At 65.3% G+C, this 21,001-nt stretch carries 19 protein-coding genes; 9 read left to right on the top strand and 10 right to left on the bottom strand.

What is annotated here, in order from left to right:
* Nucleotides 1-83 precede the first annotated feature (83 nt).
* From CH292_RS06825 to CH292_RS06785, 9 genes are all read left to right on the top strand, one after another.
* The gene (locus tag CH292_RS06825; RefSeq protein WP_094654381.1) at nucleotides 84-1,952 is read left to right on the top strand and encodes an FAD/NAD(P)-binding domain-containing protein; all 1,869 of its coding nucleotides are present in this window, start codon (nucleotides 84-86) and stop codon (nucleotides 1,950-1,952) included.
* Between the two features lie 45 nt (nucleotides 1,953-1,997).
* The gene (locus tag CH292_RS06820) at nucleotides 1,998-3,638 is read left to right on the top strand and encodes an ABC transporter substrate-binding protein (RefSeq protein ID WP_094654380.1); all 1,641 of its coding nucleotides are present in this window, start codon (nucleotides 1,998-2,000) and stop codon (nucleotides 3,636-3,638) included.
* Nucleotides 3,619-4,680: an ABC transporter permease gene (locus tag CH292_RS06815; protein ID WP_256977967.1), complete on the top strand. Its 1,062-nt coding sequence runs from the start codon at nucleotides 3,619-3,621 to the stop codon at nucleotides 4,678-4,680. The genes CH292_RS06820 and CH292_RS06815 overlap by 20 nt, the downstream gene beginning before the upstream one ends.
* Nucleotides 4,677-5,513 (top strand): ABC transporter permease, encoded by an 837-nt coding sequence (locus CH292_RS06810; RefSeq protein ID WP_094654378.1) that lies wholly within the window; start codon nucleotides 4,677-4,679, stop codon nucleotides 5,511-5,513. The genes CH292_RS06815 and CH292_RS06810 overlap by 4 nt, the downstream gene beginning before the upstream one ends.
* 3 nt (nucleotides 5,514-5,516) lie before the next feature.
* Entirely contained in the window at nucleotides 5,517-7,190 is a 1,674-nt protein-coding gene (locus CH292_RS06805) for an ABC transporter ATP-binding protein (RefSeq protein WP_256977965.1), read from the top strand.
* A gap of 200 nt (nucleotides 7,191-7,390) precedes the next feature.
* A complete protein-coding gene (locus CH292_RS06800; protein ID WP_037143523.1) occupies nucleotides 7,391-8,398 on the top strand; it encodes an ABC transporter substrate-binding protein in 1,008 nt (335 codons plus the stop codon).
* Nucleotides 8,398-9,294: an ABC transporter permease gene (locus CH292_RS06795; protein ID WP_037143522.1), complete on the top strand. Its 897-nt coding sequence runs from the start codon at nucleotides 8,398-8,400 to the stop codon at nucleotides 9,292-9,294. The genes CH292_RS06800 and CH292_RS06795 overlap by 1 nt, the downstream gene beginning before the upstream one ends.
* Nucleotides 9,270-10,025, top strand: a complete 756-nt coding sequence (locus CH292_RS06790) for an ABC transporter ATP-binding protein (protein WP_256977963.1) — start codon at nucleotides 9,270-9,272, stop codon at nucleotides 10,023-10,025. Before CH292_RS06795 ends, CH292_RS06790 begins: the two co-directional genes overlap by 25 nt.
* A complete protein-coding gene (locus CH292_RS06785; protein ID WP_019663224.1) occupies nucleotides 10,022-11,350 on the top strand; it encodes an LLM class flavin-dependent oxidoreductase in 1,329 nt (442 codons plus the stop codon). The genes CH292_RS06790 and CH292_RS06785 overlap by 4 nt, the downstream gene beginning before the upstream one ends.
* A 2-nt stretch (nucleotides 11,351-11,352) precedes the next feature.
* Here the strand turns inward: CH292_RS06785 and CH292_RS06780 are convergent, their stop codons facing one another.
* From CH292_RS06780 to CH292_RS06735, 10 genes are all read right to left on the bottom strand, one after another.
* Nucleotides 11,353-11,667, bottom strand: a complete 315-nt coding sequence (locus CH292_RS06780) for a multidrug efflux SMR transporter (RefSeq protein WP_019663223.1) — start codon at nucleotides 11,665-11,667, stop codon at nucleotides 11,353-11,355.
* On the bottom strand, nucleotides 11,667-12,017 hold the full coding sequence (locus CH292_RS06775) for a multidrug efflux SMR transporter (protein ID WP_094654372.1): 351 nt from the start codon (nucleotides 12,015-12,017) through the stop codon (nucleotides 11,667-11,669). Before CH292_RS06775 ends, CH292_RS06780 begins: the two co-directional genes overlap by 1 nt.
* Before the next feature lie 36 nt (nucleotides 12,018-12,053).
* Nucleotides 12,054-12,995 carry an NADP-dependent oxidoreductase gene (locus tag CH292_RS06770; RefSeq protein ID WP_179277927.1) on the bottom strand — a complete coding sequence of 314 codons (942 nt, stop codon included), beginning with the start codon at nucleotides 12,993-12,995 and terminating at the stop codon, nucleotides 12,054-12,056.
* Between the two features lie 66 nt (nucleotides 12,996-13,061).
* Nucleotides 13,062-14,189, bottom strand: coding sequence for an LLM class flavin-dependent oxidoreductase (locus CH292_RS06765; RefSeq protein WP_020110838.1), 1,128 nt, complete (start codon nucleotides 14,187-14,189; stop codon nucleotides 13,062-13,064).
* Nucleotides 14,186-14,992 (bottom strand): DUF1684 domain-containing protein, encoded by an 807-nt coding sequence (locus CH292_RS06760; protein ID WP_094654369.1) that lies wholly within the window; start codon nucleotides 14,990-14,992, stop codon nucleotides 14,186-14,188. The genes CH292_RS06765 and CH292_RS06760 overlap by 4 nt, the downstream gene beginning before the upstream one ends.
* Nucleotides 14,989-16,368: an NtaA/DmoA family FMN-dependent monooxygenase gene (locus tag CH292_RS06755; protein ID WP_019663217.1), complete on the bottom strand. Its 1,380-nt coding sequence runs from the start codon at nucleotides 16,366-16,368 to the stop codon at nucleotides 14,989-14,991. The genes CH292_RS06760 and CH292_RS06755 overlap by 4 nt, the downstream gene beginning before the upstream one ends.
* Nucleotides 16,365-17,513 (bottom strand): LLM class flavin-dependent oxidoreductase, encoded by a 1,149-nt coding sequence (locus tag CH292_RS06750; RefSeq protein ID WP_019663216.1) that lies wholly within the window; start codon nucleotides 17,511-17,513, stop codon nucleotides 16,365-16,367. The genes CH292_RS06755 and CH292_RS06750 overlap by 4 nt, the downstream gene beginning before the upstream one ends.
* Nucleotides 17,503-19,146 carry an ABC transporter ATP-binding protein gene (locus CH292_RS06745; protein ID WP_033190176.1) on the bottom strand — a complete coding sequence of 548 codons (1,644 nt, stop codon included), beginning with the start codon at nucleotides 19,144-19,146 and terminating at the stop codon, nucleotides 17,503-17,505. Before CH292_RS06745 ends, CH292_RS06750 begins: the two co-directional genes overlap by 11 nt.
* The gene (locus tag CH292_RS06740; protein ID WP_094654367.1) at nucleotides 19,143-20,033 is read right to left on the bottom strand and encodes an ABC transporter permease; all 891 of its coding nucleotides are present in this window, start codon (nucleotides 20,031-20,033) and stop codon (nucleotides 19,143-19,145) included. Before CH292_RS06740 ends, CH292_RS06745 begins: the two co-directional genes overlap by 4 nt.
* Nucleotides 20,026-21,000 (bottom strand): ABC transporter permease, encoded by a 975-nt coding sequence (locus tag CH292_RS06735; protein WP_037112284.1) that lies wholly within the window; start codon nucleotides 20,998-21,000, stop codon nucleotides 20,026-20,028. Before CH292_RS06735 ends, CH292_RS06740 begins: the two co-directional genes overlap by 8 nt.
* Between the last annotated feature and the right edge of the window lies 1 nt (nucleotide 21,001).

Raw genomic sequence — 21,001 nt, 5'->3', positions numbered from 1 at the left:
CAGCGTGATTCTGCGTTGACTCTTCAATGCGACTCCCGCAACAATCAGGCGGTACTACCAGGGTCGACGGAGGCACCAAAACTATGAGCACCACCCCCGCGCACCGTATTGCGATCGTCGGTGCGGGACCGCGCGGTACCGGTGTCCTCGAGCGACTGCTCGCCCATCTCGACGCGACGCCGGAGCGCCGCGTCACCGTTGACGTCTTCGATCCGTTTCCTGCCGGCGCCGGCCGCATCTGGCGAGGCTCGCAACCGCCGCTGCTGTGGATGAACTCGGTCGCCGCCGACGTCACGATGTTCACCGACGACACCACCGTGGTCGCCGGGCCGGTCTCGACCGGTCCGACTCTCGCCGAATGGGTCGAGAGCAACCTCGAATCCCTCCGCGACGACCCGGCGCTCACCGCCGAGCTTGCCGATTTCACACCCAGGTCGTTCGCTTCGCGGACACTGCAGAGCCGCTACCTCGAGTGGGTCTTCGCACGAGCCGTGACGGACGCTCCCGTGGATGTCACGGTGCATCGCAACACCGTCGTCGACATCGTCGACATCGTCGACGAGGAGCCCGGGCAGCGCCTGATTCTCGACGACGGTTCGGTGGTCGGGGTCGATGTCGTGCTGTTGTCCCAGGGCCATCCGGACGCCCTGCCGTCGTCCGCCGAGAAGTATCTGCACACGTTCGCCGGTACCCACGGACTGACGTACGTCGGGCCCGGGTACACGGCCGACCTGGATCCGGACGTCGTCCCGGAGTCGGAACCCATCCTGGTGGCAGGCCTGGGGCTCGCGTTCGTCGACTGGATGGTGTTGCTCGCCGAAAGCCGCGGTGGAACGTTCTCGCGGCTACCGGACGGAACTTTGACCTACCGGCCGTCGGGCCGTGAGCCGACAATCTATGCAGGCTCGCGCCGCGGCGTGCCGTACCACTCGAAGATCGGCTACGACATCGCCGCCGCCCGGCCACCGCTCCCGAAGTACTTCACCGCCGACGGCTTCCCCGGGGACGGGTTTCTCGACTTCCGGCGCGACGTGTGGCCGACCGCAGCGAAAGAGCTTGCCGGCGCTCACTATCACGAGCTGTTCGCCTCGCACGCCGACCGCACCACCGGCACGTGGCAGGATTTCGAGATCGAGTTCGACGCTGTCGCCTGGGGTTCCAAGGAGTCGGCAGCCCTGGTCGAGCGGTTCGTACCCAAAGACGACGACCGTATCGATCTCGCTCTGATCGATCGCCCTCTCACCGGTGAGACGTACGACAGCGTCGACGACGCCACCGCGCGCATCATCGGATACATCGAATCGGACCTGGCCCGACGCGACGATCATCACTACAGTAGCGACGCAGCGGTGTTCAACGCGCTGCTGTCGGTGTACATGACCACGGGAGAATTGCTGAGACGCGGTCGAATTCCTGCCGAGTCGGTAGCGCAGGACATCGAAGGGTGGCTGCACTCGTTCTTCAGTTTCATCGCCAGCGGCCCTCCTCCACAACGTCTCGAACAGCTGCGCGCGCTCGCGTCGAGCGGGATCGTTCGGTTCCTCGGCCCCGACACCACGTTCAGTGCCGATACCAACGCCGGCGTGTTCACGGCTCGGAGCGCGTCACACGACGACACCGTCACCGCGCGAACGCTCGTCGACGCCAGACTTCCCGTCGCGTCCATCCGATCCAGCGGGGACGCACTGCTTCGCTCCCTGCACGAACGTGGACAGATGGTGGAGGTGCGCGCCAACGAACGCAGTGCCGCCAAGATCTCCGTCGACGGACGGTCCCGAATCCTGCACTCCGACGGCAGCGTTCACCCCGCTCGGTTCGCGGTCGGTCCGTGGGTCGCGGGTCACACCTGGTCCTCTGCCTTCCCGCGACCTCGGACCAACGCCGGATTCTTCCGCCACAACGATGCTCTCGCCGTCGAGCTCCTCACGTCCGGCGCCAACGAATCACGCTGATCGAAAGGGTTTTACGGCCTGCCCGACTGATACAGGCTGGGGGACATGAGGCGCAACCATGTCCTGTCGGCGTCAGCTCTCGCCGTCGCCGCCGGTCTGTTGCTGTCTGCCTGCGCGGGCGACAGCGACACCACGAGTACGTTCGACGAGAACGCCGAGCCCGTCAGCGGCGGCACCTTCACCTTCGGTCTCAACTCGGACCTCGATTGTGTCGATCCACAGCAGACCGGCAGTTCCGTTGCCGCACTGGTGTCACGCAACGTTCTCGATTCGCTTGTGGGACATACCGAGAACAACGAGTTCACGCCGTGGCTGGCGGAGAGGTGGGAAGTGTCCGACGACGCGACGAGCTACACGTTCTCGCTACGCGACGGCGTCACGTTCTCGGACGGAACCCCACTCGACGCCGACGCCGTGAAGTTCAATCTGGATCGGATATTCGATCCGGCCACCAAGTCCAACTACGCACGCTCGTTGCTGGGCCCATTGCGTGAGGTCACCACAGTCGATCCGACCACGGTCCGCGTCGACTTCACCGCGCCCTATCCGTCGTTCCTGCAGGGCGCATCGCTACCGTTCCTGGGTATCGAATCTCCGACTCACCTGCGTGGCACCGACAATGCCGAGTGCACCACCGTCGTCGGCTCCGGTCCCTTCGTCCTCGACAGCTACACCAAGGGCGTCGGTTTCGAACTCTCCAAGCGTGACGACTACAACTGGGGACCCGGGTACGCCGATCACACCGGCGCCGCGTACCTCGACCGACTGAACTTCCGCATTCTGCCGGAGAACTCCACCCGCCTCGGGTCGCTCGAGAACGGCGAGGTCGACGCCATCGCGGCGGTGCCGTCGGCCAATGCGCCCGTGGTGGACGAGGATCCGAATCTGCAACTGATCAAGTACGAGAATCCAGGTGTCAACTACGGCATCTTCCTCAACACACAGGCGGAACCGTTCACGGACGTCAGAGTTCGGAAGGCTTTCCAGAGCGCGCTCAACTCGCCTGAGCTCGTGCAATCGGTGTTCTTCGGACAGCTTGCGGGGGCGGACAACGTTCTCGGCCCGAAGACGCCGTACTACGATTCCTCGATCGCGCAGACGTGGGGATTCGACACGGACCAGGCCAATTCGCTTCTGGACGAGGCGGGGTGGACCGGACGCGACGCCGACGGGTACCGCACCAAGGACGGTCAGCGCCTCACCGTTCGTTTCCCGTACGACTCCTCCAGCTACTTCGCCGAGAACGCGCCTCTGCTCGAAGCGTTCCAGGACCAGATCAAGCGCGACGTGGGCTTCGACCTCGTCGTCGAGCCCATCGACACCGGTACGTGGACGGACCGAGCTGCGCAGGGTGACTACGAGGCTGCGGCCATCTTCTTCGTGCGACCGGAGCCGGACATTCTTCGTACCGTGTTTCTCTCCACCAACACCCCGCCGAACGGTGGCGCCTATGCACGGAACACCGATCCCGCACTCGACGAACTCCTGACCAGGGGCGCGGCTACGGCCAACGGACCGGATCGTGAGCAGATCTACGCCGACGTGCAGCGCGAGGTCATCGACAAGGCGTACTACGTACCGGTCTACGTTCAGGCGTACCGGCTCGGGGCGTCCAACGGCGTACACGGAATCAAGTTCGCCACCAACGCATCACCACTGTTCTACGATGCCTTCCTCACAGACTGACGCCTCACGGCCGGTCGACACAGCGCCGTTGGTCGAGACAGCGCCGGTGGTCGACACAGCGCCGCCGTCCACCGCACACCGCCTGGTCCGTGCAGTGGGCGGTAAGGCGCTCGCCGCGGTTCTCGTGGTGTGGGGTGCGGGAACGGCGACGTTCCTGGCTCTGCACGCAATCAAAGGCGATCCGGTGGACATCATCCTGGGTAGCGACTCCGTGGTGCAGCCCGCCGAGAGGGATGCGATACGCAGCTCGTACGGGCTCGATCAGCCAGTGCTGCTCCAATACCTGAGCTATCTGAAGCGAGTCTTCACCGGTGATCTCGGCCGGTCCTACCAGTTGCAGCGACCGGTTGCCGACGTCATCGGGGCCGAGCTGTGGCCGACGGTGTCGCTGGCGGTTCCGGCTGTCGTTCTCGCCGTCGTCATTGCGTGCGTCCTGGCGCTGACCACCGCAGGCCGTCCCAGATCACGGTCCTGGGCGTCGAGTTTCGAGCTGCTGTCCGTGTCGATCCCCACCTTCTGGATCGGAATCCTGCTGCTGTGGGTGTTCGCGTTCACCCTCGGATGGTTCCCTGCGTCGTCCGCGAAAACCGATGCTTCCCTTGTTCTTCCGGTCGTCACTCTTGCACTTCCTGTCGCAGGGCTGCTGTCGCAGGTCCTTCGAGACGGTGTCGAGGACGCCCTGGCTCAACCGTTCGTCCTCACCGCCCAGGCACGAGGTGCATCGAGGGCACGCGTCCTTCTCGTGCACGCCTTTCGGCACGCACTCCTGCCTGCCACGACACTGACGGCGTACTTCGTCGGCGCGACCCTGGGCGGGGCAGTCCTCACCGAAACCGTCTTCGCCAGGCCAGGACTCGGCCGCGTGACGCTCGCCGCCATCGGATCCAAGGACATGCCCGTCGTACTCGGCATAGTCCTGCTGTCCGCGCTGGTGTTCATCGTCGTCAACACCGTGCTCGACGCCTTGTACGTGGTCATCGACCCTCGACTCCGCACGACCTCTCGTCGACGCCCGGGCACGGCGAAGGAGGTTCCCGCGTGACCGATGTACTCACCGCGCGGCGATCGGTTCCGCGGACCACCCGCCCCGGCCTCGTCCTGGCCGCGGTATTCGTCGTTGTCGCAGCGATCGCGGCCGCCTTTCCGACGCTGCTGGCGTCGGCCGATCCGAACCTCACCGATCCCGCCTCACCGTTCGCCGAACCCGGTGTCGACCACCTGTTCGGGACCGACAACCTGGGTCGCGACGTGTTCGCTCGGGTCGTGCACGGGGCACGGTTCTCGTTGCTGATCGGCGTGGGGGCAACTGTTCTCGCGGTCGTGATCGGCACTGCACTCGGCATCGCGGCCGCGCTCGGTCCCCGTGTCGTGCGCGCGACACTGCTACGCGGCATCGACATCGCCATGGCATTTCCCGACCTGCTGCTGACGTTGCTCGTGATCGCCGTGCTCGGACCCGGGCCGCTCAACACGCTGATCGCCGTCGCTCTCGGAATGGTTCCTCGGTTCGCCAGGGTCGTACGTGCGCAGGCGCTCCCCGTCGCCGGCGCGGGGTACGTGACGTCCGCCATCGCACTCGGAACGCCGCGACTGCGAATAGTTCGTCTCCACATCCTCCCCAACACGGTGCGCCCGCTGCTCGCGGTGGCTACCGTGGGTGTCGGGACCGCCATAATCTCCGTCGCTGCACTGAGCTTTCTCGGCCTGGGAGTGAAGCCTCCGGACGCCGAATGGGGCGTGATGCTTGCCCAGGGCCGCGAGTTCCTGAGGTTGGCGTGGTGGATCTCGATCTTTCCCGGCCTGGCCGTCGCCGCGACCGTCGTCTCCATCACCGTGCTCGGGCGGGCACTGCAGCGCAGAAACTCGGAGGTCTGACCCATGCCGGTACGACAACGCTTGGTGGACATCGAGAACCTGTCCGTGTCCTTCCCGGCGGCCGGTCGACGATCGGCGCCGGTGCGCGCCGTGCAGGACGTGTCACTGCACGTCTCCTCCGGCGAGTGCCTCGCCCTCGTCGGCGAATCGGGTTCGGGCAAGTCCGTCACAGCACGTGCCGTCATCGGCCTGGCCGGGCGACGGGCGGACGTCCGCATGTCGCGGTTCCACATCGACGGCGTCGACGCATCGTCGTTCGGCGAGAAGCAGTTCCGGCAACTGCGCGGCAGGACGATCGGACTGGTGTTGCAGGACGCTCTGGTGTCGCTGGATCCGCTGCGTACCATCGGCCGCGAGGTCGCCGAGCCCATGGCCATACACAACACCGTCCCGCGTCACGCGCGTTCACGTGCTGCCGTGGAGTTGCTCCGCTCGGTCGGTATCGACGACCCCGAGGTCAGAGCCACGCAGATCTCGCACGAGTTGTCCGGCGGCCTTCGTCAACGTGCTTTGATCGCATCGGGTCTCGCTGCAGGCCCCTCACTGTTGATCGCGGACGAGCCGACCACGGCGCTCGACGTCACGGTTCAAGCACGCATTCTCGCTCTGCTCGGTGACCTCCGAGACGACGGCACCGGTCTGCTGCTCATCAGCCACGATCTGGCCGTCGTCGCCGCACTCGCCGATCGAATAGCAGTGATGAAGGACGGTCGGATAGTCGAACAGGGTGCAGCCCAGGATATTCTGCGGGATCCGCAGCACGAGTACACACGAGCCCTGTTGAGCGCAGCCCCGAGCGGAGCGACACGAGGAACGACTCTGGTGGGCCGGACACCGATCGCTGTCCCGTTCGCCCACTCAGGCGATCCTGTGCTCGTCGTCGACGCGGTGAGCAAGTCCTTCGATCGGCGTGACGGCTCACGGCACCGGGCGGTCGATTCGGTCTCGCTCACGCTCCGTCAGGCTGAGATCCACGGTCTCGTCGGCGAATCCGGTTCGGGGAAATCCACTCTCGCGTCGATAGCCCTCGGACTCGTCGAACCGGATACCGGGACGGTGCGTCTGACCCCACCCGGTGGGCCGAGCCTGAACTGGAACTCACCCAGCGGCCCGGGAGAACGGGGCAGGCGTGCGCACCGGTCGCGGATACAACCGATCTGGCAGGATCCACTGAGCTCGTTCGACCCCAGATTCACGGTCGCCAACGTAATCGATCGTGCACTGGTCGAGACCGGAACACTCGATGCCGACGCGCGCAAGGCTCGGACGATCGAACTGCTCCACCAGGTGGGCCTGGACCCTGATCACCTCGCTCGCACACCGCGCCGGCTGTCCGGTGGCCAGCGTCAGCGCGTGGCGATCGCCCGGGCACTGGCAACCGAGCCGGACATCCTGATCTGCGACGAACCGGTCTCGGCACTCGACGTGTCCATCCAGGCCCAGGTACTCGATCTGTTGCTCGACCTCCGGGCACGAACCGGTGTGTCGATGATCTTCATCTCCCACGACCTGGGTGTGATCAGCCATGTCAGCGACACCGTGTCGGTCATGAAGGACGGGGCGATCGTCGAACGAGGCAGAGCCGAGCAGATTTTCGAGGACCCACAGCACAGCTACACCGTCGAGCTCCTCGATTCGGTCCCGTCGCTTCCGTATCCGGTGGCCGTCGAAGGCTAAAAATTCGACGGCTGGAAAGTCGACGGCTGAGAAGTCGGGGCGCTCGGACCGACCTGCACATACTTATATTCACGGAAACGTAAACTGTTGTCGGCGCTTCGCTGCCGATGTTGGCTGTGCGGATGCGAACATTCCTGGCAAGCCGAAGATCGACGCGGCGGACAGCAATTGCCCTCACCTCACTTGTCCTCGCGGTCGCAATGGCCGCCGGCTGCGCCGGCAGAGACACTCCGGAGAACGCACTTGCGTCGGATGCGGCACTTCCGACCGAGATCCCGGCCGGCACCACGCTTGTCATCGCCGACCAGTCCGAGTTCCAGCAATCCGTCCTCCGCGCCTCGGGTGAGCTGGACAAGCTGCCGTTCGAGTACGAGTTCGCGAACTTCGTCGGTGGCCCGGCCATTCTCGAAGCGTTCCGGGCAGGCGCAGCCGATACTGCGAGAGTGGGCGACACCCCACCGATCCAAGCGCTCATCGCCGGCCAGGACGTCCCGATCATCCACGCCACTCAATCCGAGCCGAACAACACTCGGTTGGCCGTAGCTGCGGATCGGGACATCACGACACTGGCCGATCTGAAGGGCAAGAAGATCGCCTACGCCGAGGGCACCGCGCAGCAGGCCATCGTGTTGCGCGCACTCGCCAAGGCCGATCTGAGCACCGACGACGTCGAACTGGTCCGTCTGCAACTCTCGGAGTTTCCCGACGCCATCAGAACCGGACAGGTGGACGTCGCTCCGTTGAACGAGCCGAACCTGACTCGTTTTCTGAACAATCCGGGGACCACACTGATCGACACGTCGGAGTCCGGGGGCACGTCCACGGGCCTGTCCTACCTCTACGCCCGTCGTGAGGCCATTCAGGATCCCGCCAAAGCCGCTGCGCTGCAGGCATACATCGCCAGCTTCACGCGTGCCGTCCAGTGGGCCAACGAGCATCCCGACGAGTGGCTGCAGAAGTACTACGTCGAGGGGCAGGGGTTGACGCCCGAGGACGGCCGGCGCATCGTCGACTCGCTCGGCGCGTACGCATTTCCCAAGTTGGACAGTCTCGTGGAGCAGCAGCAGTCGACCATCGATGTCATCGACGACGCCGGTGAGCTACCCAAGTCCGTTCAGGCCTCGGACGGATTCGACCTCCGGTTCGGCGACGTCGGCGCCCGCACCGTCGAAGAAGTCGGCGGATCGTTCACCAGGAGTGAGAGCTGATGGCAATCGCAACCCCGGTAGGAGACAAGAGAAAATCCAGGACCACCAGTACCTCGAAGAACACGGGTACATCGAAGAACACGGCGTCGTCGACGGTTCTACGACCCCGGAAGATCGCGCGTCGCAGGCTGGGGCCTGGTAAGGCCATTCCGTACGGTCTCGCGATCGGTCCGCTCATCCTGGTCGTGGCATGGATAGCATCCTCGGCGGCAGGGATACTCGATCCTCAGACCCTGCCCGCACCGCTGACCATCGTCGAGGCCGCGCGAGACCTGATCGACGACGGTCGACTCCAGAGCAACCTGCTCACGTCGCTGCAGCGGGCAGTGATCTCGCTCGTTCTCGGTGTGGCGATCGGTGTCGTACTCGCACTCGTGTCGGGTCTGTCGAGGCTCGGAGAATCGATCATCGACGGCCCGGTCCAGATCAAACGAGCGATCCCGACGCTTGCGCTCATTCCTCTGTTCATCGTGTGGTTCGGCATCGGCGAGTCGATGAAGATCATCGTCATCACCACCAGCGTGCTGATCCCGGTCTACATCAACACCCATGCACAGTTGCGCAGTGTCGACAATCGTTACGTCGAGCTCGCCGAGACGGTCGGTCTGTCCAGGTGGCAGTTCGTCCGGCGAATCGCCCTCCCGGGCGCGTTGCCCGGCTTCTTCACCGGACTTCGCATGGCCGTGACCATTTCGTGGCTCGCCCTCGTCGTCGTCGAGCAGGTCAACGCCACCAGCGGCATCGGTTACCTGATGACCCAGGCGCGAACGTACGGACAGATCGACATCATCGTCGTCGGCCTGGTCGTCTACGCCATCTTCGGACTCGTGGGCGACTTCCTGGTCAGGCGAGTGGAAAGGAGAGCATTGTCATGGCGCCAGACACTGGGCGGGTAGGAACGGGCGGGGATCAGGCCGGTCGGGTGGTGAGTGCGAGGTCGTTGAGCCGGGGGTTCGGTGATCGGGTGGTGCTCGATGCCATCGATCTCGATATCGCACGCGGTGAGTTCGTGGCGCTGCTGGGACGCAGTGGGTCCGGCAAGAGCACGTTGCTCCGGGCGCTGGCGGAGTTGGACTACGACGTGCTCGGTTCGGGTGAACTCCAGGTGCCGGCGAATCGGTCCGTGGTGTTCCAGGATTCACGCCTGCTTCCGTGGTCCCGAGTGCTGGACAACGTGATCCTCGGTCTTCCCGGCCGCGATGCAGCGGAGCGAGGCCAAGCGGCGTTGGCCGAGGTCGGCTTGGCCGGCCGCGAGAAGGCCTGGCCCAAGGAGCTTTCCGGTGGCGAGCAGCAGCGCGTTGCACTGGCGCGTTCGTTGGTGCGTGAGCCCGAACTCCTGTTGGCGGACGAGCCGTTCGGTGCCCTCGATGCACTCACTCGAATCCGCATGCACGCTCTGTTGCGCGAGTTGTGCGCCAAGCACACGCCTGCAGTTCTGTTCATCACCCACGACGTCGACGAGGCTCTTCTGCTCGCAGATCGTGTACTCGTCCTTCAGGACGGTCGCATCGTCTCCGATCGGACAGTCGATCTCGACACGCCCCGTACACACAGTGATCCGAAGTTCGCCGCTCAGCGTGAAGATCTGCTGACCGCGCTCGGCGCTTTCGAGAAAGTGACGGCATGACAAGGCAATTGCACTTCAACGCTTTTCTGATGACGACCGGGCATCACGAGTCGTCCTGGCGTCTACCTCAGTCCGACCCGCTCGCCGGTGTCGACATCAAGCATTACCAGCGGCTCGCGCAGATCGCGGAACGGGGGAAGTTCGATTCGATCTTCTTCGCCGACAGCCCCCAGCTCGTCGCCGACGTCGGTCGTCGGCCGTCGGGATATCTCGAACCTCTTCAGATCCTGACCGCGGTGTCGACGGTCACCGAGCGAATCGGCCTCGTAGCCACGGCGACGACGAGCTACAACGAGCCGTACAACCTGGCCCGAGCGTTCGCGTCGCTCGATCACATCTCCGGTGGCCGCGCGGGATGGAACATCGTCACCACAGCGGGGCTCGATGCGGCCCAGAACTTCAATCTCGACGCGTTACCTGCGCACGGCGATCGGTATGCCCGAGCGGCCGAGTTCGTCGACGTCGCCCAGAAACTCTGGGACAGTTGGGACGACGACGCCGTCCTCGCGGACAAGGATTCCGGAGTGTGGGGTGACAACGACCGGGTTCGCACCGTCGACCATCGAGGTGACTACTTCACCGTGCGCGGCCCGTTGAACGTTCCGCGTCCGGTACAGGGGTATCCGCTTCTGGTTCAGGCGGGTTCGTCCGACGACGGCAAGGTCCTCGCGTCGAAGTACGCCGAGGCCGTGTTCACCGCGCAGCAGACCATCGAGGACGCGAGGGCGTTCTACTCGGACCTCAAAGCGCGCACCGTCGCCGTCGGCCGTGACCCGGACCACATCAAGATTCTGCCCGGCATCGTTCCGGTGATCGGTTCCACCGAGGCCGAGGCTCGTGCACTCGACGCCGAGCTGGACCGCCTCATCGTTCCGGAATACGCACTGCTGCAGCTCGCGAAGACATTGAAGGTGGATCCGTCGGCGCTGTCGCTCGACGAGCAGCTACCGGAGAATCTGCTGGCGGAAGACGACATCGAGGAAGCCAAGAGTCGCTACACGCTGATCGTCGAGCTTGCGCGACGGGAGTCGCTGACCGTGCGCGAACTCATCGGCAGACTCGGCGGCGGCCGCGGACACCACACGTTCACCGGCACGCCCGAGCAAGTCGCCGACGCCATCGAAGAATGGTTCCTCGGCGGTGCAGCCGACGGCTTCAACATCATGCCGCCTGCGTTGCCGTCGGGACTCGAGATCTTCGTCGACGAAGTGGTGCCCATTCTGCGGGCCCGTGGGCTGTTCCGCAGCGAGTACACCGGGACCACATTGCGCGAGCACTACGGTCTTCCGCGTCCGGCCAACCGGTTCACAGCGGTACCCGTGTAGCGCTACGCACCGATCTCGATCAGCAGAACGCCGCCGATGATCAGTGCGATACCTGCGCCCATGACCCAGGTCAACGGTTCTCGGAACAGGTAGCGGCCGGCGATGGCCGTCAAGGCCACGCCGCTCGCTGCCCACACGCCGTAGGCGACACCGACAGCCATCCCGGCCGACAGTGTCAGGGCCAGCAGAGTGAACGCGGCTCCGTAGCCTGCGACGACGGGGACGAGCCACCACTTCTTGCGTCCTCCCTCGGATGCTCGCAAGGACAGCGTGGCCATGACTTCGGTGACGATTGCTCCGGCAAGTAACAACCACATCAGGCGTGCGCCCTGCCCGCGCCGAATTCCACCAACACCACTCCCCCGATGACCAGCACGATGCCGGCCAGCATCGTCGGCGTCAGCGGTTCACCGAACACCGCGGTACCCAGTACGGCGGTCAACGCGATTCCCGACGCAGCCCAGATCCCGTAGGTCTTCCCGATGGGCGAGCCCATCCGCAGGATCAGCGACAGCAGTACGAACGATGCGCCGTACCCTGCCACCACGACGCTGTACCAGGCCGGCGTGTTCAGCGCAGCTTTCAACGACAGCGATGCCGCTACTTCCGACACGATGGCCGACGCCAGCAGCGCCCAGTATCTGTTGCTCACCGTTCGACGAACCATCGGCGATCGAGATTGATTCCACACCTGGCACACGAGTTACGGGATCAACACGAACTTCCCGCGCGGGTGTTCGGCTTTCAATTCCTCGTGTGCCGTGGCCGCCTCCGCGAGAGGAAACGTCTTGGCGACTGTCACGATGAAATCGCCTGCACCGGCCGAGTTCACCAGGTCGAGTCGGGCTGCCTTGCGGCGCTTCGCACTCTCCGGGTTGCCACCGCCCACGGAGGGGAACCCTTCCTCGGCCGCGCGGTCGAATGCGGCGATCGTGACGATGCGATCCTTGTCCGAGACGAGAGCAAGCGAGACGTCCACGGCCTCGTCGGTACCGACCGCGTCGATCGCGACATCGATTCCGTCGGGAGCGAGTTCCTGCACCCGCTCCAGCAATCCGTCACCGTACTCGACGGGCTCGGCGCCCAGTTCACGCAGTGCGTCGTGGTTGACGGGCCGAGCGGTGCCGATGACCCGCGCGCCTCGTGCCTTGGCCTGTTGAACGACGATCGACCCGACACCTCCCGCTGCGCCGTGGACCAGCACCGTGTCGCCCTCGGCGACCTTCGTGACCTCGAGGGCGTCGTACGACGTCCCGGCAACGACGAGCAGTCCTGCTGCGGCCTCCCAGCCGAGCGACGCAGGCTTGGGAAGCACAGCATCTGCCGGAACCAGCAGCTTCTCCGCGTACGCTCCCTTCGCCCCGGAGACGATGACCTCGTCGCCGACGGAGATCTGCCCGCCCGGACCACTGGTCGAATTACCAACGGCGACAACGACACCGCTGGCCTCACTTCCGAGATGAAGTGGGAGAGTGGAGGGGTCCGAGCCGAACGCTCCGCTGTAGAGCTTGTAGTCGATCGGGTTCACGCCGATGGCCTTGACCTCGATCGAGACCTGGCCGGCCGCCGGGGCGGCCAAGGCCTCGTCGACGATGCGCACCACCTCGGGTCCACCGAATGCCGTTGCTACCGCTACTCGTGTCATTTAACTTTTCAACTCCTCGCTGTCACGGATTGTTCCTGGCCCACAACGATCATGCGCGTGGGGCCCCTACACGCGCAGCCGTGGCAGTCCCCATTCCTTCCCGAGCAGTTCGAAGGACCGCAGCCGGTCTCCGTGTCCGTGCGTCGCGGTGGTCACGACGAGTTCGTTGGCTCCCGTGGCTCGTTGCAGACCGTCGAGCTTCTCCGCCACCGTGACGGCGGAGCCGACGAACTGAGTGGCGACTCGGTCCGACACCAACTCCGCCTGCTCCGCGGTCAGCGGCGCCGCCGTCTTGGGATCCGGATACGCAATGGCACCGTGTCCACTACGGATGCTGTGGACCCACTGGCCGAACGACGAGGCCAGGTACTGCGCGTCCGCATCCGTGTCCGCTACGACGACGTCCGCCGACACGACGACGTACGGCTCCTTCACGGTGTCCGAGGGCACGAACGCCGCACGGTAGGCCTCGACGGCGTCGAGCGTCGTACCGGGACTGACATGGTAGTTGGCGACGAAGGGCAATCCTCGTGCTCCGGCGACCTGTGCGCTCTGGCCACCGCTGCTACCGAAGAGCCAAACTTCGACCTGCGCACCGAGTCCGGGTGTGGCCGTCAGTTCCACACCACCGGACGTGGAGAATCGCCCACCGAGGAAGTCGAGGACGTCCTGCAGTTGGGTGTCGAAATCCGGGGCGACTGCATGTGGTTGCTGCAGCACCTCACCCGATGCGAGCACCCGCTCGGAGAGAACGAGCTTGCCGGAACGGAACGGCTTGGGGAACAGAATGCCGTCGACGACCCTTTCCTCGTGCTCGGGCTCCGGAACGTCCTTACCCGCCAGCGCTTCCTGCCTGCGCTGACCCGATCGTCCGATACCCAGGTCGATTCGACCGGGATACACGGCGTCGACGGTGCCGAACGATTCCACGACCGATGCAGCCGTGTGATGACCGATCTGTACGGCCGCCGACCCGACGCGAATCCTGTTGGTGGCGGCCGCGATCAACCCGACTAGCACGGCCGGGGACGAACTGGCGGCCGCGACGAAGTGATGCTCGGCGACCCAGTAGCGCTCGTACCCCCATTCCTCTGCCTGACGCGCCAGGTCGAGAGTGTTGCGCAATGCCTCGGCGGCGGTGGAACCTTCGCTGATCGGCGACAGATCCAGTACCGACAGCGGAACCCTGCTCACGACGCGCTGCCGAACGGACGCGGATTCTTCTCGCCCGCCTCGACCGCAACGGCGAGCTTGTTCTCCGCCGGCGCCACGGGGCACGTCGCGTAATCGGTGAACGAGCACGGCAGGTTCGACGCACGGTTGAAGTCCAGGATCACCTCGCCGCTGTCGGTCGGATCGGTCACGACGAGCGTCCTCGCGGCCGGGTACGTCGTCACACCCGACGTCGCATCGGTGAACATCACCCGCAGCCCACCGTCCTTGCCGTTCGATCCGGTCGTTCCGCCGGCTCCACTCCTGCCGAAAGCTACGAACTGCTGCTTGTCTCCGCCCAGTTCGAAGTCGATGACACCGACCGCGGCGTGGTGGTGCTCCAGTCCCTCGACGACAGCACCGGTGGTGACGATCTTCGCCTCGGGATACGGCGTGAACGTGCCAGTGACACTCCACTTCTCGTCGGGATCGTAGGTCGGAATTCCGGAGAATTCCTGAAGGTGGGGTGATGCGGGGTCGTGCACTCGCAGCGCCACCGAACCGGTACGACGGATGACCTCGATGCGTCGGTCACCGTCCTCGACCAGAATGCCCGGTGCGCCCTCGACCGGTTCGAGCGTGGTGACCGACAATCCGTCGACATGAACGACATCCTCGTCGGCGCGCCAGCGGCCGGGAAGATCTCCGACGGTCTCGAATTCGTCCGTCAGCCAGTACAGCCCGGTGAGCGACACCCATCCGAGTGGGTCGCTGTAGTAACTCTCACGCTCGCTGTGCCACTGGTTCCACGATGCTTCGAACGTCTCGTTCACGGTGGCGGTCATGATGCTCGCACTCCTTCTCGCTCGGTGTCCGGATGGTTCAGCGCGGCGGAATCGGATCCGAAGAGGTGGCTGCGCAGCGTCGTACCGGAGTATTCGGTACGGAAGCTGCCGCGGTCCTGCAGAATCGGAACCACCTTGTCCACGAACTCGTCCAGCCCCGCCGGGGTGATGTGCGGGACGAGGATGAACCCGTCGCTCGCGTCGTTCTGTACGTAACTGTCGATCTCCTCGGCCACCTGTGCAGGCGTGCCGACGAACTGCTGACGCGTGGTGACCTCGATGATCAGTTCGCGGATGCTCAGACCCTTCGACTCGGCCCGCTCACGCCAGTCGCGCGCAACCTGCACCGGATCGGCGTGGCGGACCCGGCCTCGGGTGATGTTGACGTCGTCCGTCGGGTCTTCGTCGGGAAGAGGACCGTCGGGATCGTATTCCGACAGGTCACGCCCCCACACCTGCTCCAGGAACGAAATCGCTGTCTGCGGCCCGACCTGCTGGTGGCGGATGGCGTCGGCTCGCTCCTCCGCGTCCTCGGCGGTGTCGCCGAGGACGAACGTCGCGGCGGGAAGGACCTTCAGATCGTCACGCTCCCGGCCGTACTTCGCCAGCCTGCCCTTGACGTCGGAGTAGAACGCCTGCCCCGCCTCGAGCGTGCCGTGGACGGTGAAGATGGCGTCGGCCTTCGCGGCACCGAACTCGCGTCCCTCGTCGGAATCGCCCGCCTGCAGAAGCACCGGGTGACCCTGCGGGCTACGTGGCACCGTGAACGCCGCATCGATGTCGAACTGCGGTCCGGTGTGGCGGACCTGTGCGATGTGCTCGCGACGTGCGAACACCCCGTTCTCTCGATCGACGACGAGCGCGTCGGGTGACCAGCTGTCCCAGAGCTCTCGGGCCGTGTCGATGATCTCGCGAGCACGGACGTACCGATCCGCTCGGTCCAGATATCCACCGCGGCGGAAGTTCTCGCCGGTGAACGCATCCGACGAGGTCACCATGTTCCACGCCGCGCGGCCACCGGACAGGTGATCGAGCGTCGCGAACTGCTTCGCCAGCTCGAACGGCTCGTTGAACGTCGTGTTGATGGTGCCGGCCAGCCCGAGATGCGTGGTGACGGAGGCCAACGCGTTGAGCACGATCAACGTGTCGGGACGACCGACGACGTCCAGGTCGTGGATACGGCCTCGGTGCTCGCGCAGCCGCAACCCTTCGGCCAGGAAGAAGAAGTCGAACAACCCGCGCTCCGCGGTCTCCGCGAGGTGGACGAACGAGTCGAACTCGATCTGGCTCTTCGATTCCGGGTCCTGCCACACCGTCGTGTTGTTGACACCCGGGAAGTGCGCTCCCAGATGGATTTGCTTCTTGATCGCGCTCATTTCGACGCTCCCTGTGCTGCCTGACGGCGTACTGCGTATCGGTTCTCCGGTCGTGCAAGGCCGAGCCTGCTGCGCAGCAGCGGACCGGGGCGCAGACGGGGCGTTGCACCATCGTGCCAGGCCAAGCCGGGTACGACATCGGTCGTGATGGCCTCGACCGACTGGGCGAGCGCCAACGGTCGCAGGGTCACGCCGTCGACGACGCCGGATGCGGCGAGGCCGTCGAGCAACTCCTGCAGTTCCGCGGCGTTCCCCCGGAAGCTCACCGAGTCCGGCACGTACGGCGACCAGCTGTTCAGCTGATCGACGTCGGCCGCCGCGGTATCCGAGACGTGCACTTCGAGATCGAGCACCACGTGAACCTCGGCAGGGTCACGTCCCTCGGCCACGACGGCACGACGCACCCGCGCGGCCACGACGGCTGCGTCGTCGATCGTCGGCGCGGAGATTCGCGCGATGTCCGCGCGCTTGGCGGCAACGGCCGTGGACGGGTCGTCCTCGGCCCGGACGACGACGATCGGCTGCCCCTGCGGCGGGCGCGGCGTGATGGACGGGCCCTTCACCGAGAAGTAGTCGCCCTCGAAGTCGATGTAGTGCAGTTTGTCTCGGTCGATGAAGCGTCCGGTGGACGCGTCGCGAATCTCCGCGTCGTCCTCCCAGCTGTCCCACAACCGGGTGACGACCTCGGCGGCGTCGTCGGCCTCATTCCAGAGTTCGTCGACGGTCTGCGGGCCCTTGCGCCCGAACAGCGTCGCTTCGTCGGCGTCCTGCGAGACAGCGACTTCCCAGCCTGCGCGACCCGACGATGCGTAGTCGATGCTCGCGATCTGCTTCGACACGTGGAACGGCTCGGTGTGCGTGACGGTCACCGTCGGGACGAGGCCGATCGAGCGGGTGCCCGCGGCAGCCCGTGCGGCGATCGCCGCCGCCTCGATCCTGCCCAGTTCGACGCCATCACCGCTCTGAAGCGCGAATGCGTCGGGGAGGAACGCGATGTCGATCCCTGCGCGGTCGGCCGCCTCGATGTGATCGGTCCAGTACTGCGCGGTGAACAGTTCCTCGGCGCGAGAATCCTCCCGCCGCCAGGCATGCGGGTGAATTCCGGCTCCGCGCAGTTCGACGGCGATCAAGAACTTATCGGGCACCTGCGGTCTCCTTGTCGTGACTTCTCGGGCGCGAGTTGCCGGGAATGGCCGCCAGCAACTCACGGGTGTACTCACGCTGTGGCGAATCGAATATCTGTGCCGTCGGCCCGTATTCGACGATCGTCCCGGATTGCATCACCGCGACGGTGTCGCTGATCTGCCGCACGACGGCGAGGTCGTGCGAGATGAACAGGTAGCTCAGGTCCAGTCCGGTCTGCAACTCGTCGAGAAGGTCCAGAATCTGAGCCTGCACCGAGACGTCGAGTGCGGACACCGGTTCGTCCAGAACCACCAGGTCCGGCCTGAGTGCCAGCGCTCGCGCGATCGCAACGCGCTGGCGTTGCCCGCCGGACAGTTCCGCGGGTTTGCGCCGGGAGTAGTCGGCAGGCAACGCGACTCGATTCAACAGCTCCGCGGTCCGCGCCGAACGCTCGGCACTCGTCCCGACCTTGAACGCGTCGAGTGGTTCCTCGATGATCTGCTCGACGGTCAGTTTCGGGTTGAGCGAGGCGTAGGGGTTCTGGTACACGATCTGAACGCGTCGGCGAAGATCACGAAGCCGCGAGCCACGCAAGCCCGTCACCTCGGTCCCGTCGAACTCGACGCGCCCGGACGTCGGCTTCTCCAACCCGATGGTGATGCGCGCCAACGTCGACTTGCCGGATCCGGACTCCCCCACGAGCGACAGTGTCCGCCCACGTTCGACCGTCAACGACGCAGCCTTCACCGCATCGAGGTGCACACCGCCTTTCGGGTCGTTCCGCAGGCTCCACTCCTGCCGTCCGATTCGGAACGTCTTGGACACCTCGGTGGCCGTCAGAATCGGTGTCGTCGACGGCCTGGCCGGCCGCAGTGCCGTCCCCAGGCTGGGTGCGGCTGCCAGCAGCGACCTCGTGTACTCGTGCTTCGGGTTCGCGAGAACTTCGGAGGTACGCCCGGTCTCGACGATGTCACCCTTGCTCATGACGACGAGCCGGTCGGCGCGGTCGGCAGCGACCCCGAGGTCGTGCGTGATGAGCAGAACGGCCGTCCCCGTCTCGGCGATACGGGCGTCCAGGTGGTCGAGGATGCGGCGCTGCACGGTGACGTCGAGCGCGGACGTGGGCTCGTCGGCGATCACGAGCTCGGGCGTGCATGCCAGTGCGATGCCGATGAGAACGCGTTGACGCTGACCGCCCGAGAGATCCTGCGGGTACTGCTGGGCCCGCACCTCGGGGTTGTCGATCCCGGCCTCGGTGAGGATCCTGATCGCTTCGAGCTTCGCCGACCGCTTGGTGGCCAGCCCGTGCACGCGGAGCACCTCGGCCACCTGCTCACCGACTCGGATGACCGGGTTGAGCGACGTCGTCGGGTCCTGGGGAACCAGACCGATGTGAGCCCCGCGCAGGCGGTCCAGCACCTTCTCGGAGGCATCGTCGATCCGCTTGCCGTCGAAGCGGACTTCGCCGGACGTGATGCGACCCGCGCCGGGAAGCAGACCGATGATCGCGTGTGCCGTCGTCGATTTGCCCGATCCGGACTCACCCACCACCGCCACCACTTCGCCGCGCTCGACTGTCAGCGACACTCCTCGGACCGCGGCACCGTTGCCGTAGTCCACCTGGAGGTTCTCGACTTCCAGAATGGGGCTCATCGTGTGCCTCCCTCGATTGCGTGGCCGACGCGGTGCGCCGACAGGACGACGGCCACGATAACCAGGCCGGGCAGTGTGGTCATCCACCATGCGGTGGCCAGGAAACTCCGGCCCTCGGAGATCAACGATCCCCACTCGGGTGTCGGTGGAACAGCGCCGAATCCGAGGAAACTGAGGGCGGACACCGCCAGCACCGCCTGGCCGAATTCCACTGCGGCAAGGGCGATGACCGGTCCGTAGGAGTTGCGGAGAATGTGGCGCCCGAACACGTCGTACCACCGGACGCCGGAGGCGTAGGCGGCTTCGACGTACTGCGACTGCCGCACCCGCAGCACTTCGGAGCGCATGACGCGCGCGAAGTTCGCGACGAGGGAGACACCGACAGCGATGGCGACGTTGCGTGTACCGAACCCGAGCGCCGTGACCAGCGCCAGCGAGAGCAGAAGTGCGGGAATCGACAGCAGCACGTCGACGATGCGCATCAGGATCGCGTCGACGACGCCGCCGACGGCGCCTGCGAGCAGACCGATCAGCGATCCGGCCACGAGTGCAATCGCGACCGCGAACAACGTTGCGGTGAGCGACAACCCGGCACCGTGGACGACGCGGGTGTAGAGGTCACGTCCGATGTTGTCGGTTCCGAACCAGTGCGCCGCGCTCGGCCCTTGCAATTTGTCCGCAGGCGTTCCCTTCAGAGGGTCCCCACTGGCGAAGAGCGAGGGAAACAATGCGAAGCCGACGGCGAGAACCAGTACGACGACCGACAGCGCCAGCCAGATGTTCTTCACCAGTGACCGCACACGCGGTCTACGACGAACAGGGTTCGGCTTCGGGACGACGGGTTCAGCGGTGGCGACCGTCTCGACGCGGGTCAGGATGTCAGACATGTGCCTTCTCCTTCGCGGGAGCGGACTGCTTGTACTCGGACACGATCCGAGGGTCTATCAACGGATAGAACAGGTCGACCAGCAGGTTGACCAGAACGAACACCAGCGACGTCAGAACGACGATGCCCTGCACCACGGGAATGTCCTGCGCCAGAACGGACGTCTGAGTCAACCTGCCGACACCGGCCCTGGAGAAGACCGTCTCCACGACGACCGATCCGGCGAGCAGGTTGCCGACGAGTACACCGGCGATGGTGAAGGCCGGAATCGAGGACAGCCGCACGACGTGCTTGGTCTGTACTCGCAGACGTGACACTCCCTTGGCACGGGCAGATTCGACGAACGGTTGCTTCCACGTCGTGGTCATCGACGTGGCGAGAACCTGAGCGATCACGGCACCCGTCGGCAACGCGAGCGTGATCGCAGGCAGCACGAGCGACGACGCTCCCTGGTCACCGAACGCGGGGAAGATCCTGAGTTGGAACGAGAACACCTGCAGCAGAAGCAGCCCGACCCAGAAGGTCGGCACCGCAACGCCCAACGGCGGGATGGAGAACAGAAGGGTACGCAGCCACTGGACACGCGTGTAGGTGGCCAGGAAGGCAACCGATCCGCCGAAGATCAGCGACAGCACCAGCGCGGTCGTCGCCAACGCCAGGGTGCTCGGCAGTGCGTCGAGGATGGCCGTCGTGACCTTCTGACCGGTGGCTATGGAAAACCCGAAGTCACCTCGCACTGCACCGCTCAGAGAGTTCCAGTACTGCACCCACACCGGCTGATCCAGTCCGTATCGCGCCTGCAACTCGGCGATGGCCGCCGCGTCGACGGGCGTACCGGACCCCGCCGAGTCGGCGGCGATGCTGACGGGGTCCGACGGCAGAAGGAACAGCACGATGAACGAGATCGTGAACGCCGCCCAGAGAACGAGGACGGCCTGCACGACGCGCAGTGCGAGATAACGAATCATG

Source organism: Rhodococcus sp. 14-2470-1a (assembly GCF_002259425.1).
GTDB classification, from domain to species: Bacteria; Actinomycetota; Actinomycetes; order Mycobacteriales; family Mycobacteriaceae; genus Rhodococcoides; species Rhodococcoides fascians_E.
Note: the sequence above shows the minus strand (reverse complement) of the source record. Positions and strands in the feature narration are given on the sequence as shown.